The 15,704-nt window shown below is 51.4% G+C and carries 10 protein-coding genes; 3 read left to right on the top strand and 7 right to left on the bottom strand.

The window, feature by feature from the left end; translation table 11 throughout:
- Positions 1-5: 5 nt before the first annotated feature.
- The 6 genes from EHV15_RS21330 to EHV15_RS21305 form a co-directional block, all read right to left on the bottom strand.
- Positions 6-836, bottom strand: coding sequence for a carbohydrate ABC transporter permease (locus EHV15_RS21330; protein ID WP_128635461.1), 831 nt, complete (start codon positions 834-836; stop codon positions 6-8).
- Between the two features lie 2 nt (positions 837-838).
- A complete protein-coding gene (locus tag EHV15_RS21325) occupies positions 839-1,702 on the bottom strand; it encodes a carbohydrate ABC transporter permease (protein WP_128632984.1) in 864 nt (287 codons plus the stop codon).
- Positions 1,703-1,708: 6 nt separating this feature from the next.
- A complete protein-coding gene (locus EHV15_RS21320; protein ID WP_128632983.1) occupies positions 1,709-3,052 on the bottom strand; it encodes an ABC transporter substrate-binding protein in 1,344 nt (447 codons plus the stop codon).
- A 138-nt stretch (positions 3,053-3,190) separates the two neighbouring features.
- The gene (locus EHV15_RS21315) at positions 3,191-3,988 is read right to left on the bottom strand and encodes a response regulator transcription factor (protein ID WP_128632982.1); all 798 of its coding nucleotides are present in this window, start codon (positions 3,986-3,988) and stop codon (positions 3,191-3,193) included.
- Complete coding sequence (locus tag EHV15_RS21310; RefSeq protein WP_128632981.1) at positions 3,981-5,753, bottom strand: sensor histidine kinase; 1,773 nt, start codon at positions 5,751-5,753, stop codon at positions 3,981-3,983. Before EHV15_RS21310 ends, EHV15_RS21315 begins: the two co-directional genes overlap by 8 nt.
- Positions 5,754-5,812: 59 nt before the next feature.
- On the bottom strand, positions 5,813-6,853 hold the full coding sequence (locus tag EHV15_RS21305; protein WP_128632980.1) for a LacI family DNA-binding transcriptional regulator: 1,041 nt from the start codon (positions 6,851-6,853) through the stop codon (positions 5,813-5,815).
- A 230-nt stretch (positions 6,854-7,083) separates the two neighbouring features.
- On the opposite strand from EHV15_RS21305, the gene EHV15_RS21300 reads away from it, so the two are divergent.
- Complete coding sequence (locus EHV15_RS21300) at positions 7,084-8,001, top strand: TraB/GumN family protein (protein ID WP_128632979.1); 918 nt, start codon at positions 7,084-7,086, stop codon at positions 7,999-8,001.
- 90 nt (positions 8,002-8,091) lie between these two features.
- Here EHV15_RS21300 and EHV15_RS37510 read toward each other — a convergent pair whose 3' ends face one another.
- Complete coding sequence (locus EHV15_RS37510; protein WP_246061721.1) at positions 8,092-11,931, bottom strand: adenosylcobalamin-dependent ribonucleoside-diphosphate reductase; 3,840 nt, start codon at positions 11,929-11,931, stop codon at positions 8,092-8,094.
- Between the two features lie 874 nt (positions 11,932-12,805).
- Here EHV15_RS37510 and EHV15_RS21285 point away from each other — a divergent pair.
- Both EHV15_RS21285 and EHV15_RS21280 read left to right on the top strand, forming a co-directional pair.
- The gene (locus EHV15_RS21285; RefSeq protein WP_128632978.1) at positions 12,806-14,581 is read left to right on the top strand and encodes a DEAD/DEAH box helicase; all 1,776 of its coding nucleotides are present in this window, start codon (positions 12,806-12,808) and stop codon (positions 14,579-14,581) included.
- A gap of 5 nt (positions 14,582-14,586) precedes the next feature.
- Complete coding sequence (locus EHV15_RS21280) at positions 14,587-15,684, top strand: YqhG family protein (RefSeq protein WP_128632977.1); 1,098 nt, start codon at positions 14,587-14,589, stop codon at positions 15,682-15,684.
- Positions 15,685-15,704: the final 20 nt, after the last annotated feature.

Genomic DNA, 15,704 nt, shown 5'->3' with positions numbered 1-15,704 from the left:
ATAGATCAGCCTTTCACTGAACCAGCGACCATGCCTGAGACAATCTGTTTGTTGAATATAACGAACAGCAGCAGCAGCGGAACCGTGATGATTAAAATGTCTGCAAACAACAGATTCCATTGGGACACAAACTGGCTCGTAAAGTTGTACAATGTCAACTGAACGGTAGCGTTGTCCGATCCGGGAAAGAAGTACAAGGGATTTGTAAAATCGTTAAAAATAAACACAGACTGTGTAATGATGATCGTGGCGGATACCGGTTTGAGCAGCGGCAGGATCATTTGGAAAAATAGCCGGTATTTGCCGCAGCCGTCAATGACGGCCGCCTCGTCGATTTCCCGGGGGATGCCGGCGATAAATCCTCTGTACAAGATGACGCAGAACGGTAAACCAAGCGCAACCTCAACCGCTACGATACCGGCCATCGTTTTAAACAACCCGACCAGGTCCAATACCCAAATCGTCGGAACGATTGCCGGAGGAATAATCAGCCCCGAAAGCACAAGGAAATTGATGTAAGGACTCGCTTTGTCATTACGGCGCTGCAGAATAAAACCTACCATGGCACAAATTATGACTAAAATGGCGATGGAAAGCACCGTCATCACCGTACTGTTGTAAAATGCCCGAAGCAGCATGTAATCTCTGGCCTGAACAACTTCCTTGATGTTCTCCCATAAATGAATCCGCGAAGGCCATTGCAAGTTTAGCAGCGAGGCTTCCTGCGAGTTCTTCATGGCGTTGACGATGACAAAATAGAGCGGAACCCAAAACAACACGATCGTGCCCAGAACCGCCAGCAGCTCAAGCGTGAATTGTCCAGCTTTGCGTCTCATACTCAAAGGTTTACCTCCTTCTTGTTAAGATACATGCTGAGCGGGAAGGCGAGCAGAGACACGAACAAGAACAATATAACATTTCCTGCGGTGGCCAGGCCGTAGAATCCACCCTGATATTGTTTGTAGATGATGGAGGCGATCACGTCCGTCGTAAAACCGGGCCCACCCTTGGTCATCGCCCAGATGAGATCAAAGGAACGCAATCCGCCGATGAACGAAAGAATGATCACCGAGTTCATGGCCGGCCGGCTGAGCGGAACAATAATGTTCCAGAATTTGTTCCAGGCGTTACCGCCATCGATCTGCAGCGCCTCATAATACTCCTCCGGGATCGACAAAATGCCGGCGACAAAAATGACCGTGGCAAAACCTACTCCTTTCCAAATGTCGACGAACGCGACCGACAAGAGCGCGATCTTCGTATTTCCGAGCCAGTCCGGTCCGGTGATGCCGATCGCTTGCAAGGCTTGATTAATCACGCCCTGGGTCGGGTGCATCATCGTGCTGAAAGCCACGCCGACAGCAATCGTACTGACCAGTGTCGGAAAAAACAACACAGATTGCAAATAGCTTTTGGTCTTTATTTTCGACGTCAGAAACGTTCCAAGAAGCAGGCCCAAAACCACTTTGGCAACACAAGTGACGAGCGCGTAAATCAACGTATTTTTGAAGCCGATGCTTAAAGACGATTCTTGAAAAAAAGTAACGAAATTTTCGAGTCCGATAAACTCCCAATCCGATAACGTCCAGCGTGTCAGACTAAAGAAAAACGAAAGCGCGGTCGGTATAAGAAAAATAATGGTGTATACGATGGCCGCAGGCAGCAAAAAGGTATAGGAATAGGTGCGTTTCCATAACTTCATTTTGCTTTACCAGCCTTCTAATCCAAGCTGCTGCGCTTGTTTTTTGACATCCTTGTCATAGTTTTCCGCGCCCTGTGCGGCACTCGTGATGCCGGAGCCGACTTCAGCCGTAATTTGCGGCAGATTCGGGCCTTTGAGCGGGCTGACAAATTCCAGCGCGGGTGCTGTCGTTTCCTCTGATTCAAAATAAGGCAGCATATCCTTGACGACTTGCGCAACATTGTCCGGTACTTCAATTCCATTAACCGGCCATGGACCGGTAGGTTTTGAGGCGTTCATCCAAGCGGAAATCCCTTCCGGTGTCGTAAGGAATTCCAGGAACAGCTTAGCCTCATTGACGTGTTTGCTGTTTTTGTAGGCATAGGCCCCGGCCGGCAGCCAGATCGTCAAACCGTTCGAATCCGCGGAATCTCCCGGCTGGGCAAAAAATCCGATGTCGCCCATTTTGTCCGGGAAGTTTTGCTCCAAAGCCGGAACCGCGAAGGACAGCATTGGATAATGCGCTCCTTTTCCTTCGGCCAGCATTTTCAGCCCCGCGTCATAAGTGGTTGCCTGAAAATCTTTGTTCATAAAGCCTTTTTCGTTCACTTCATACAATTTCTCAAAGCTTCGCAAAGCGGCGGGAGTATCCGCGAATTTAGCCTTATTGGCTGTATAATTCTCGGCAAACGCCGGATCTTGCTTTTGGACGTTGTAATAATCGGCGAGCACGATCAGTTGGGCCGTCCAGCTGTCTTTATACGATCCGATCACCGGAGTAATGCCCGCTTCCTTGATTTTCTCATTGTTCGCCATAAGTTCTGACCAAGTTTTCGGAACGGACAGACCGAGATCGGCATATATCTTTTTGTTATAGAACCAACCGCCCGCCATGGTGGAGCCCGCCGGCACGCCGTAAATCTTTCCATTGACCGTTACCGTTGGCTTGTAGGACTCCATCACTTTGGCCATGAAAGGTTCGTTCGTCAAATCCACAAAGTTCTTTTCAGGAGCGAGAGATTGCAGCAAGGAACCGGAATTGTAGAAAAAGACATCATTTAAGTCTCCGGTGGCGATGCGCGTTTTCACCAAGTTGTCGCCTTCGGAACCGCCGGGACGTGTCTCGTGTTCGACCGTGATGTAAGGATATTTTGCCTGGAACGCTGCGATCACCGATTTGGCAGCGCTTACTTGTTCTTGCGTATTATCCGTCAGCAGCGAGATCGTTACATTTTCTTGTGAGGCGTTGGAACCGCTATTCCCGGAAGCAGAATGGTTTGTTTCATTCTGTTTATTTCCGCATGCGGCCATCAATATAGCCATAATTACGGCACAGAGCACTGTGGCAACGATTTTTCTCGACTTCCCCATTGGGCTTATCCCCCTGAACCATTTTAGTTTTGTGTACAGAGCCCGGGTTCTCTGTTGGCTTTATTATAAATTCGGCTTATCGCACCAGGTACTGCTTCTTTTTATAGATTTCTGTCCGTTTTTTTTGGATGGAGCCTATTAAAGATTGCTTCTCGCCTCTTGTTCCTCTTTGAATTGACCGGGAGTCAGGCCTGTGTGCTTCTTGAAAATTTCCGAGAAATGCCGGTACGTGTGATAACCGACGCGCTCGCTTACTTCATGAACTTTATATCCTCTCAGCAGCAGTTCTTTAGCCAACTCCATGCGCAGCCTTGTCAGAAACTTGATATAGCTCTCCCCCATCGCTTCCTTAAATACCGCGCTTAAATAAGCGGCGTTCATACCGACATATTCCGCCACTTCGTTTAAGGATAGATCTCTGGATACATTTTGTTCTATATAGACTCTCGCCCTTTCAATCGCCCCCAGCTTTACGTTGTCCCCAGTTTCGGCTCCCTCTCCGGTTCCAGGGACAATTTTGCTCTCCTCAACCTGTCTTCTCAACATCTCCATTTCCAGATCCGCTTCGATCCGGGACAAGACTCTTTGGATGGAACTCTGGATGCTTTCGAGGGTGATCGGTTTTTCCAAATAGTCGATAACCCCAAGCTTGAGCGCCCGCTTTACATATTCAAATTCATTAAAACCGCTAAACACGATACAGTAAGTATCGGGCGCTTTCGCCATAATCTCTTCGATCAGCTTTAGTCCGTCCATGCCGGGCATACGGATATCGGTAAACACAATGTCCGGAGTTTGTTTCCTCACCATCTCCAGCGCGGACAAACCGTCCGAGGCCGTTCCGGCCAACTCAAGCCCGAAGCCGTTCCAATCGATCAGGTGCCGCAGCCCCTGAAGCACAATATATTCGTCATCAAAAATCACAACCTTATACATCGAGCCTCACCTCATTGCCGTCCAGTTGAATTCTCAGTTCAATCCGCGTGCCCAAACCCGGCTCGCTATCGATGATCAATTCGCTCGCTTCACCATAGAACATCTTCATTCGTTCCCTAACATTGCGCAGTCCGTAGCCTTGTTCCGTTTGCTCCATATCCTCGATCCCGACTCCGTCATCTTCGATCACAAAGATGAGAAACCCGCCTTCCACGGCCCCTTTGAGCGACACGGTCCCCTCGCCTACTTTCGGTTCCAGTCCATGGTAAATGGCATTTTCAACCAACGGTTGCAGCAGCAGTTTCAAAATTTCCATGCTCTTGATCTGACCGGAAATGTTTTCAATGTATTTAAAACGATGATTATATCTTAAATTTTGGATGGTCATATAATGATCGATGTGCTGAAGTTCTTTATAGACCGGAATCGTTTCTTTGCCTTTATTCAAGCTCAGCTTAAAGCTTTCGGATAAGGAAAACGCCATCTGGGCGACTTCTTTATTGTTCTGAATCGTGGCCATCCAATATATCGAATCCAGCGTATTGTACAAAAAATGCGGCTTAATCTGCGCCTGCAATGCTCGCAATTCGGCTTCCCGTTCCTTAAGCTCGGTGTGAACGAGCCGTTCGCTAAGCTCTTCATTTTCGGAAGCCATCTTTTTAAACGTTTGCCCTATGGCCCCTATTTCATCATGCTCAAAAGTTTCACCAAAATCCCGTTTCCCTTTGGTCCAGTCCAACATCATTTTCTTTAACTGGAGCAGCGGGCGCGTTATGCTGCCGGAGATAAAATAGGACAGCATCAAAGCAACAAGCGCGATCATTGAAGAAATAATCGTCGTGACCGTTCCGATTTGCCGGGACTGCTTCAACAACTCGCTCAATTTAATGATATGGACAAAAGTCCAGCCCGTCGTTTCGTTCTTGAAATCCACGACCATGTAACCTTGTTTTTCAAGCCGCGGATAAAGCTCGTTTTTTTCCCCGGCAAGGCCGTTTAGTTCGATGTAGGAATTTCGCGGGTAAATAACCTCCATGGTTTTTAAGGCTGAAGTTAATACGATGTATTCCCCGTCCGTTTTGTCCGTCTCCGTAAAAATAGAATCAAAAATCGATTTGGAAATATTGATGATGAGAATGCCGATCGGTTCGCCGCTGATATTTTCGGAATCCCGGAACAGTTTGACCGTGGAGAAAGTATAAGACGTGTCCCCCAATACGTTATCGGGAAAAAACTCGACTTGACCTTGGGATTCAACGGCCTTGCGATACCATGGCGACAACTTGATCTTCTCTTCCTGACCCTCTCCCTCATAAACCCCTAAATTATCGGAACGTCCTAAACAATGCGCCTTAAATTGCAGATCAACCAGACAAATCGAATCGACGTACCGGGAATTGATAAACAGATTGTTCACCATCTTTTGGAGCTGGCTTAAAATCTTCTCATGTCTAGCACCGGCACTCGCCTCATCGGGATTTTGACTAGCCCGCAATTGGTCGCGGACTTCATCGTTCAAAATAACGGAGCGGTTCAAATTGACGATGTTGCGGAAGATGAGGTCTGCCGCCTCGCTGGATGACTGGAGATGGACCTGGTCCGTTTTTTTATTCGTTTCCAGCAGCGTATCCTTCGCAATGTTGAAGGAAAGATAGCCTAACAGAAATAGCGGCGGAATCGACAATACGATCATTGCAGCAAGAAAGCGGTTACGAATCTTTTTAAACCGGATTTTCGAATAGATATGCTGAAGTTTCTCCTTCATCTGAATCGGCCCTTTCCTTCCGCTAAATCTATCTTATTGTAGACCATTCCCTTCGTTTTTCACTTCCCAACGCTTCGAAACGCAACCGACTGGCGTTCAATAAGCTGCGGGGACACTAAAATTTGCTTATTATACTCTTCTTTGCCCTCCAAGTATTCCAGCAATAGCTGCGCCGCTTCCACGGCCATTTGGTAAATCGGCACATAAACACTGGTCACCGCCGGAAAACACTGCTCCCCGTCCTCAAAATGATGCTCTTGCGTCATGATGGAAACGTCCTCGGGAACACGCATACCTTTGTTGTTCAAATAATTGATGGTGGGCTGCACTTTGCCGAAATCCATAATCACTAAAGCGGTTGGGCTCGTCTCCTTAGAAAATAGATCGGAAAGTACCTCCATGTAAGGGTCCAGGTCACGGTCGGTTATGCGAATGTCTATCTTTAAACGTTCGTCCCGCCGCATTTCTTTATACTCCGTGACGATGGAGGAAACTTCCGTCTCAGCCAAGCTTAATATGGCGATATCTCGATGGTTTCGTTCAAATAAATAATCGAGCGAATCCAAAACGTTCCGTTTGAACTGTGCGTAGACATTCAACCCGCGGTCAGATACCAATTTTTCCCCAATATAAACCATCGGAGCTTCGTTTTTGACCAGTTCGAAAAACGACGAATTTTTCAAAGGGGCGTTTCCGAACAACAACCCGTCTATCCTTTTTTGCTTCAAAAAGGTGGTGTATTGCGGCAGAGAAGCGCCGGATAAGAGGGCCTTATCTTCGTTGAGCTCATTGATCAGGAGCAAGTGGTACCCTTTCTCCATAATCACTTTGTTAACCCCTCGAATAAACTCCGTTACATAAGTGCTCATATATCCGTTCAACGAATTTAATAATTGGTTGAAATACAAACCGATCAGCATGGTCTGATGTTTGGCCAAATTTTGAGCGGTGATGCTCGGCACAAATTGAAGCGTTTCCATCGCTTTATTAACTTTGGCTTCCGTTTTACTGCTGACATAACCGCTTTTATTGATTACCCTGGATACGGTAGATATGGACACTCCGGCTAATTTAGCAACATCATATATAGAAACGTTCACTTTCCAACCACCCTAATCTTTTTTGTTCCAGTATAGCAAAATTTGCGCATCAGGTGGTGGTAAAAGCCATTGCCGCCGGGACTAATGTAGAAGCGTTTCCACAAGATTGGGGAAAAAATTCAGGATACAATAGGCCAAACAGATCATTCGACAATTTCCGTTTTTATGTTAATCTGATTATTGGTAAATAAACCCTACTTAATCTTAAAGAGAATGGAGTAGAGAACCGAGTGAGAAAAATGGCAATTTTAGTTTTGGCGGTTTGTTTGGCGTTGGTGAACATTGCCCCTTCCCCGGCTCATGCAAATAACGGAGAAACGAAAGCACTATGGGTTTGGGATTTTTATGAAGCGGCTTCCGATTCAAACAAGATTACACAGTTGCTGCAGTTTTTAAAAGAGCATGACATCAACTTATTGTTCATTGGGACAAGAAAGACATTGGAGGATCAGCCCGCAACTTATGAGGAACTGATCCGCAGAGCGCATGAGGACGGAATACGCGTGTTTGCTCTTGTCGGCAGAGCCAACTGGGCGCTGGAAACCCATCATCGCGAAGCGCTTCAGGAACTCCGCCAAGTGCTCTCCTTTAATACGTCCCACCCGGACAATAATTTTGACGGAATCCAATTTGACATTGAACCACACACCCTGCCCGAATATTTAACCAAAAGAGGCTCCGTCTGCTATCAATATATCCAGGTCCTGAAGAAAATCGCAAATGAAATTGCCTCAAGTGATGATCAGTTGGAGTTCAATGCAGCGATTCCGTGGTGGTATGCATCCGGGCAAAACCCGGTCATCGTAGAAACCGGCGGGCAGAAAAAACCGCTAAGTTATTTTGTATTAGACATTGTGGACACCGTATCCATCATGGCGTATCGCGACACGGCCGACAAACAAATTCGCGCGACACTGCTGGAAACCGATTATGCGGCAAAATTAGGCAAGAAGATTTACATCGGCGCAGAGACCAATTCACCGAACGGCGGCACCATTCCCAGCGAAATTACGTACTACAACAAAGGCCTGGATTATATGAATCAGCAATTAAATACCGTAACGGAATTTTATGCGGACCATAACGGGTTTGGCGGAATCGCGATCCACGACTACCCTGCACTTAAAGAATTGGCGGAAGATCATTGACAACGTCCTCAAAATTAGTAAAGCCTGTAGCCGGCATAACGCCGCTCCAGGCTTTTATAATAACTGACAAGATTGTTCAATTCCGCTCTCTTACGAGCACTTGCTATACCCGCAGTTGGCGCAGGTTTTGCAGCCCTCGCTGTTGATTAGTGAAGCCGAGCCACAGGACGGGCACAGGTCGCGTGAAGCGAACGCTGTGCTGCCGTGAGCGTGTGTTTCGCCGTCCTGCGCTTCAGCCGTTGTCCCGTGGTTGTGTTCCTCACGAGGCACAACCGTTGCCGCGACCGGCGCCGGGTCGTGATCGCCGTACGGGCCGTTTTGCACGTGGATTTCCAAAGCCTTCGCCACCGCATCGGCGATCGACTCAACCCGGTTCGGGCCGAAGCCGATGGCTCCGGTGCCGCCGATGCCCTTCAGATGCTTGATCAGCAGTTCCACCTTCTCGCCGTGATCGCCGTACCGCAGGAACAAGGAGCACACGCGGCCCAAAGCTTCCGCCATCGCGAACACGTCGGATCCGGCTTTGCCTACATTGAGGAAAATTTCCCCCGGAGTGCCGTTCAGGTCATTGATCGTGATATAGGCCATTCCGAACGGGGTGTTCATTTTGTAAGTCGCCCCGTGCAGCACCTGCGGGCGTCTTTTGTACTTGCCTTCGGATGCGGTCGTCGGTCCAGCTGCGGTTTGTACCGCGGCAAGACTCTCGCTCGGTCCGGCCACCGTCATTTGCGCGGCGGCGGAAGCCGCTCCTTCCTGGATTGCCGTTTCGGCTTCCGAAGCTTTGGCGCCGGCTTTGTCTTCCTTTTTCTCGGTTTGCAGCACCTGTACGTCCCGGCTTCCATCCCGATAAATCGTCACGCCTTTGCAGCCGAGATCGAACGCCAGCTCATACAGCCGTTTCGTCTCTTCGACCGTAAAATCGGCCGGGCAGTTCGCCGTTTTGGAGATCGAGCTGTCGACCCAACGCTGAATCGCGGCCTGCACGCGGATATGATCCTCGGCCGACAAGTTCATCGCCGTCACGAAATAATCCGGCAACTCTTCGCCCGGATGCGCGTCCATCCACTCCTGAGCGATCGGCACAAACTGCTCGTCGAAGCCAAGCCGGCTTTGCCGGTAATATTTGAAGGCGAAATAAGGCTCGATGCCGGTGGAAGTGCCCACCATCGTCCCCGTGCTGCCGGTCGGCGCCTGGGTGATGAGCGTGACGTTACGGATGCCTTTTTCGCGAACCGCCCCGCCCACTTCCGGGTAAACCTCCGTCATCCCTTTCATAAACCCGCTTTGCAAATATTTATCCGCTTCGAACGCCGGGAACGAACCTTTTTCCGCGGCGATATCGGCGGAAGCCAGATAAGCTTCCCTGGCGATAAATCCATACAGCTTATCGAGAAATTCCAACGATTCCGGGCTGCCGTAGCGGATGTTCAGCTTGATCATAAGTTCCGCCAGCCCCATCGAGCCGAGGCCGACGCGGCGTTCTTTTTTCTGGTTTTGCTCGTTTTCCTCGAAATGATAAGGCGTTTTGTCGATGACGTTGTCCAAAAAACGCACCGAATAACGCGTCGTGACCGCCAGTTCCTCCCAAGCCACATCGTGTTTCTCTTCATCGTAGAACTTGGACAGGTTAATCGCCGACAGGTTGCACACGCCCCAGCCCGGCAAGCCCTGTTCTCCGCACGGATTAGTACATATAATTCGGTTAAAATACCAGCTATTAGACATTTGATTGTAATATTCCATAAACACGACGCCCGGCTCGGCGGATTTCCAGGCCGATTCGATGATCGTATGCCATATCTCGCGGGCTTTCACCGTGCGGTAATGAACCACGCCCCGGCCAGCCGCTTTCCATTTTTCCAGATCGCCGTCCCACACTTCGGTATAGTCTTCGTAAGTCGTATCCGGGAACACCAGCTCCCAGTCCAGATCTTCCTTTACGGCCTTCATAAAACCGTTGCTGACGCAAACCGACAAGTTCGCATTCGTCACCTGCCCCATCGTCTGCTTAACCGTGATGAAGTCGAGCAGGTCCGGATGCCAGTCGTTGATCATGAGCATGAGAGCTCCGCGGCGGCTATTGGACGTATAAAATCCGTTGCCGCAGAGCATGTGGACGTCCTCCACCTCAAAATCAAACACTTCGCTCAGCCCGATCGGCTCAATCGACACAATTCGATCAGGCACCGCTGTAAGCAATTGCTCGACCCGTTCCGCCAACGCTACCTGACCGTCTGCTTGCAGACGATCTTTCCCCCGGGTCAAAGCCCGGAAGGAAATACGCGGCTTCGTCGAATCCCAGATTCCCTGATAATGCCCGATGAAGCGGCTCATCTTGTCTTTGAATTCGGCGCCGGTCACGACGAGCCGGTGGATGGTCCGCCATCCTTGCCGGCTTCGATCGGTGGACCCGATATGGGACATAATGCCGTTGGCAGCAAGCAATTGCTGCACATCGCGAAGCATTCCGAGGCTGACGCTATCGATTCCATAGTCCCCCTTGGCACCGCGATCGCAGCCGTCCGCGTCAAAATAACCGGCGACAAATGCGCCCATAACGCTCGCACGGGAACGAAAAATCGGCTCAGGCACCCTCATCTCTTCGCTTCGGGCTTTCAGCATCCGGTTTTGTTCCAGCCAATCGACCGCCAGACGGGAGTAAAAGGCAACATTTTTGCATGCACCGTCGCCATCCTCCACAACCGGCTCGATGCCGAACAGGTCCCGCAATATTTCGACTAAACGTTCGCGAATTTCCGGATGGTCGTCCGCCGTCGCCATTTTGATCGCCTTCGGAGCTTCCCAGTTGTTTTTGCGTCCCCAGTGTACATATCCGTCTCCATAAAAGTAACCGAGCAAATAAGCGAGCCGCTCGTCGAGTAGCTTGGGCAGTTCCACCGCTTCGTTCAGCGTCGTACTCATTTCGGAGCGTTTGTATGGCTTGGCCGGCAGTTCCACATAAGGAATCTCCCCCATACCTTCCGCAAGCAGGATTAAAGTTTCGTCATTTACATCCAGATCCCGCAATGGAATCGTAACGATGGAACCGTCCCGAATGACCCCCATCTTATGTTCCTTAGTCACCTCTACCGTAAACCCGCGCTCGGTCGCAACCCGAAATAAAGGCTTTACCCCGTTGCGAAAAGAGTACGTGATGCGGCGCGGCCCCCGGTGGGTTAAGGCGTACAGCGTCTCGCCGCGATCCAGCCGATCGGCCAGTTCGCTTGCGGGGATCAGACCATAATTCGTTGCAATCCGTTCATGGGGACCAAAGCATCCGCCTTGCTCGATCAAGCCGGTTGTGTAGCTGAACAGCCCGCCCCAGGAGACGGCGCCGCTTGAGGAGCCGTTAACGCCTTTGACCACCGCGCGGCGCGGGCGCAGCGAGCTGAGGTTGATACCGACGCCGCCTCCGCGCGCCATAATTTCGGTCATTTCCGTCAAAGTCTCCATAATACCGCCGCGGCTGTCTTTGGGCGAAGGGATGACGTAGCAGTTGAACAAGGTCAATTCGTCGCTGGCCCCGGCACCTGCGGCAATCCGCCCGCCCGGCACCAGTTTCCAGTCGTCCAGAATGTAGCGGAACTTCTCCTCCCAGTCCTTTTGCAGCTCCGGCGTCTTCTCCACGGAAGCCATCGCCTCCGCGAGACGGTCCCACATTTCTTCAGGAGTTTTCTCGATGTTCAAGGTCAACTTCTCCACGCCGGTTTCCATCAGCTCGCCACGGCGGGTTTTGACCGTAACCGTGCTTCCTTCGCGGGCCACGATTTCCCCGACTTCCTTTGTCGGAAACTTCGGATCGTCTTTGGTCAATACGAGGACGACATCTCCAACTTTGGCATGGCTAGGATCAGGATTTTTCCACGCGTACCGGTCCAAAAAGATCTTTTCGCTTAGCCCCTCAAGGCGCTGTTTCCGCACGGTTTTCAAAGAAAACACCCTCCTAAAAGTTTTGTTTGAGCAATTGCTTCGTGAATGGTTTTCGAAAACAAAACTAGCTACGAAAGCATTCGCTTAGTTTTGGTTGCTTCCATGAATGGTTTTCGAAAACAAAACTAGTAGACGATTCTGGAAACCGGATCATTCTACTATATGTACGAATCACAACATATTGTGTGCTTACTCCATTATACTATACAATATATCGAAGTCACGGCAGGCAGCTGTGAAAATTCGGCCGTAAAAATCCACTCCGCTCGCCCGATCAGGAAATTGCTTTGAATCTCTCTATTTTTCGGCGGTGTATATGAAATGGAGCCCCCGCCGTACCGCAAACTTCCGTCAAAGTTATGAACCGCCTCTTTTTCGTCCATACTACACATACATCTGCCGGGAAAAAATCCGATTACTTTGGGCTAAAAGCCAGATACGGCGCTTGACATCAGGAAGACGCAGCTCCTTTAAGCGAGGCCGTCAATCTAACGGTTGTGAGCGCCGCTAATTCGATAAAATGCAGGGGAAACCCAATTTAACGGTTGCAGCTGAGCTTATTTTGCCATATTCTTACGGATTCAAGCCTTTTTCACCCAAATAAGCGCGTTTATAACCGTTAGAAATTGAATCCCCGTCTTTGCGGCTAAATAGGCGCGATTACAACCGTTAGCGAATGACTGGAGAACGGGTCGTTGAACCGTTACCTCCATACGATCGGATTGGCCAACTTACTTTGCGGTCAAGTGCCAATTACCGGGCTGAGTCTTCTTTTGCTGTCTTTTTAACAAAAAAGCAGTTCGCCGCTTCACCCTCTTCCCGAGGCGAAAAACCAAGTCAGATGCACAAGCACGAAAAGGGAGGTTTTATCATCATGTTTGCTCATCCCCCCGGCGAATCCCCAAGCTTCACCAAGGATCCGGCCCCGCACGCCGAGGTCCCGGTCGAATTCGACCGGAGCTGGTTTGGCGAGCTTGCGGCCCGGCAGGAAAAAGGCGGCCCCTGGGACGATTGGAAGCTGTTCAACCTCGCCCTTGAGGCGGAAACCGCTTCTTTGGTTACGAGTTTTGAGGAAATGCAGTGCCTGAAGCATCTGCAGCAGGTAACGCCGCTGCCCCACCAAACCGAAACCGCCCGCAAGGTGCTGTTCGAAATGCGCGGGCGCGCCATCCTGGCCGATGAGGTCGGCCTAGGCAAGACGATTGAAGCCGGTTTGATTTTAAAAGAGTACATCATCCGCGGACTCGTCCGCAAAGTGCTGATCCTGGTGCCCGCCTCCCTCGTGCTGCAGTGGGTGCGCGAGCTTAACCAGAAATTCGGCATCCCCGCCGTTGCCCAGAAAAAAGAGCACTCCTGGGACAACGCCGTCGTTGTGGCTTCGATGGATACGGCGAAACGCGATCCGCATAAATCGATCCTGCTGAGCAATGAGTACGACATGCTGATCGTCGACGAAGCGCACAAGCTGAAAAACAAAAAGACGACAAACTATCAATTTATGCTGCAGCTGCGCAAAAAATATTGCCTCCTGCTGACGGCGACGCCGGTGCAAAACGACCTTGACGAGCTGTTCAACCTGATCACGCTGCTCAAACCCGGTCAGCTCGGCGGGCAAAGCGAATTCGCGGCCAATTTCGTCGTGGACAAACGCCTGCCGAAAAACGAGGATCAGCTGAGAGGCGAGCTCTCCAAAGTGATGATCCGCAACCGCCGCGCCGACGGTGAACTGGAATTCACCAAGCGGATCGTCCGGAACATCGACGTCGAGCTTTCTCCGGAAGAGAAAAACCTGTACAACGGGGTCACTTCCTTCGTCAAAGACCAGTATCAGGCGGCGGGCGGCGACCTGAACAGCATGCTCTCGCTCGTGACGCTCCAGCGCGAAGTATGCAGCAGCCGCGATGCCGTCTTCGTCACGCTGGTCAACCTATCGAAGAAGCTCGCTCCCGATTCCCCTTTGCGCGATAAAATCTGGGAAATCGTCGACCTGATCCGGCAGATCAAAGCGAACAGCAAAGCCGAGAAAACGATGGAGCTGATTCGGGAAATGAACGACAAGGTGATCGTTTTTACCGAATACCGCGCGACCCAGGAATATCTGCTGAACTATTTCCGCGACCGCAACATGACGGCCGTCCCCTATCGCGGCGGCATGAACCGCGGCAAAAAGGACTGGATGATGGACCTGTTCCGCGACCGCGCCCAGGTGATGATCGCCACCGAAGCCGGCGGCGAAGGCATCAACCTGCAGTTCTGCCATCACATGATCAACTTCGACTTGCCGTGGAATCCGATGCGGGTGGAGCAACGGATCGGCCGGGTACACCGGCTGGGGCAGCAAAATGACGTCAAAATTTACAACCTGTCCACCAAAGGAACGATTGAAGAGCATATCGTGAACCTGCTGCATGAAAAAATCAACATGTTTGAGATGGTCATCGGAGATCTTGACGTGATTTTGGAGCAGTTTGAGAAGGAGCATTCCTTGGAAAAAAGCATCTATAAAATCGTGCTCGAATCCAAAAGCGACGAGGAAATCGCCAGCCGCGTCGATTCGCTGGGCCGCACGTTTCATTCGATTAAATCGGAGCTGGACGTAGAAGCCGGCGAAAACGAAGGCGGCGATCTGCAGCAGCTGTTGGGAGGTTGACCCGCATGACGATGACGAACGAGCAAATCCGCAAGCTTGTAATGACATATCTTGAAGCGACTGAATGCCAATTTTTAGAAAAATCACCCTATCATGCCACCGTAAAGCTGTCGCCCCGGGCCGACCGCGATTTGACGAACCGCCCGTATTATTGGGGGTTCATCGAACGCACCGGAGCCGAGCCGGAGACGATGTCGTTTTCGTTCATCTTCGACCCCGAGCGGCACCGGGAGGCTGAAGCCGGGAAAGCGGCCGCGCCGAATGCCGGCAAGGGCGCTACGGGCGGATTTAGCGGCAGCGGTCCGGCACCCGCAGGGCCTGCGCCCGGGCTTGGCGGCGCCGGCGCAGCTCCGGCAAACGCCCCAGGACCCGGCGGCGCTGCCGGCGCCGGACCGCAGCAACCGGGCCAAACGGGCCAGCCCGGCCAGCCGCCGGAGGATACCCTCCTCGGCCGCTATTTCGGCCCCCTGCGCCCGCTGCCGGTCCTGGGGCCGGGCCGCATACAGCGCGAGGAGCTGACCTTCGGCAGTTCGCGGCTTAAGCAAATCTTCGAAGCGGCCAAACGCGGCGGCCGCTTCGTCTATCTGTTCGAGGAGCCAGGCCCCCGCCAGCGTACGGCCCTGCTGCCGGCCGCCTACGAGCCCTGGCTTGGCGTCTGCTATAAAGTCGAGTTCTGCTGTGACATGAAGCGGGAGGAGCTCCATTTCTTTGGAGTCTCGCTGCTGAGCGGAAAAATTGACGAAGCTTTTGAGAAGAAGTTATCCGGCGTCACGCTCGCTCCGCGCCTTCCCGAAAACGTCCATATCGAGCCGACGAAACTCACTTTGGATGCGGGCCGGGCCGCGCTGGAAGCAAGGCTGTCCGAACTCCTCGGCGCTTACGACAACGACTGGTCGATCCAGGCCAAAGAACGCCTGCGGGACGAGCTGGAGATTATCGAAGCATACTATAAGGATCTGCTCAAAGAACCGGATGAGGAACGGCAGCAGGCTGCGCGAAATCAATACGAGGCGAGGCGGGAAGAAATCCGCTGGCAATACGAGCCGAGAATTGTCGTATCCGCCTTGGGCTGCGGCATCTTTCACCTGCGTTCGCCGCGGTGACCAGAAATAGACCGATCTCG

The organism is Paenibacillus oralis (assembly GCF_003863965.1).
GTDB lineage: Bacteria > Bacillota > Bacilli > Paenibacillales > Paenibacillaceae > Fontibacillus > Fontibacillus oralis.
This window is presented reverse-complemented; position numbering and strand designations above follow the sequence as displayed.

Excerpts from the sequence above, each read along its gene's own strand:
- EHV15_RS21330 (WP_128635461.1), bottom strand. The coding sequence starts at position 836 with ATGAGACGCAAAGCTGGACAATTCACGCTTGAGCTGCTGGCGGTTCTG.
- EHV15_RS21325 (WP_128632984.1), bottom strand. The coding sequence starts at position 1,702 with ATGAAGTTATGGAAACGCACCTATTCCTATACCTTTTTGCTGCCTGCG.
- EHV15_RS21320 (WP_128632983.1), bottom strand. The coding sequence starts at position 3,052 with ATGGGGAAGTCGAGAAAAATCGTTGCCACAGTGCTCTGTGCCGTAATT.
- EHV15_RS21315 (WP_128632982.1), bottom strand. The coding sequence starts at position 3,988 with ATGTATAAGGTTGTGATTTTTGATGACGAATATATTGTGCTTCAGGGG.
- EHV15_RS21310 (WP_128632981.1), bottom strand. The coding sequence starts at position 5,753 with ATGAAGGAGAAACTTCAGCATATCTATTCGAAAATCCGGTTTAAAAAG.
- EHV15_RS21285 (WP_128632978.1), top strand. The coding sequence starts at position 12,806 with ATGTTTGCTCATCCCCCCGGCGAATCCCCAAGCTTCACCAAGGATCCG.
- EHV15_RS21280 (WP_128632977.1), top strand. The coding sequence starts at position 14,587 with ATGACGATGACGAACGAGCAAATCCGCAAGCTTGTAATGACATATCTT.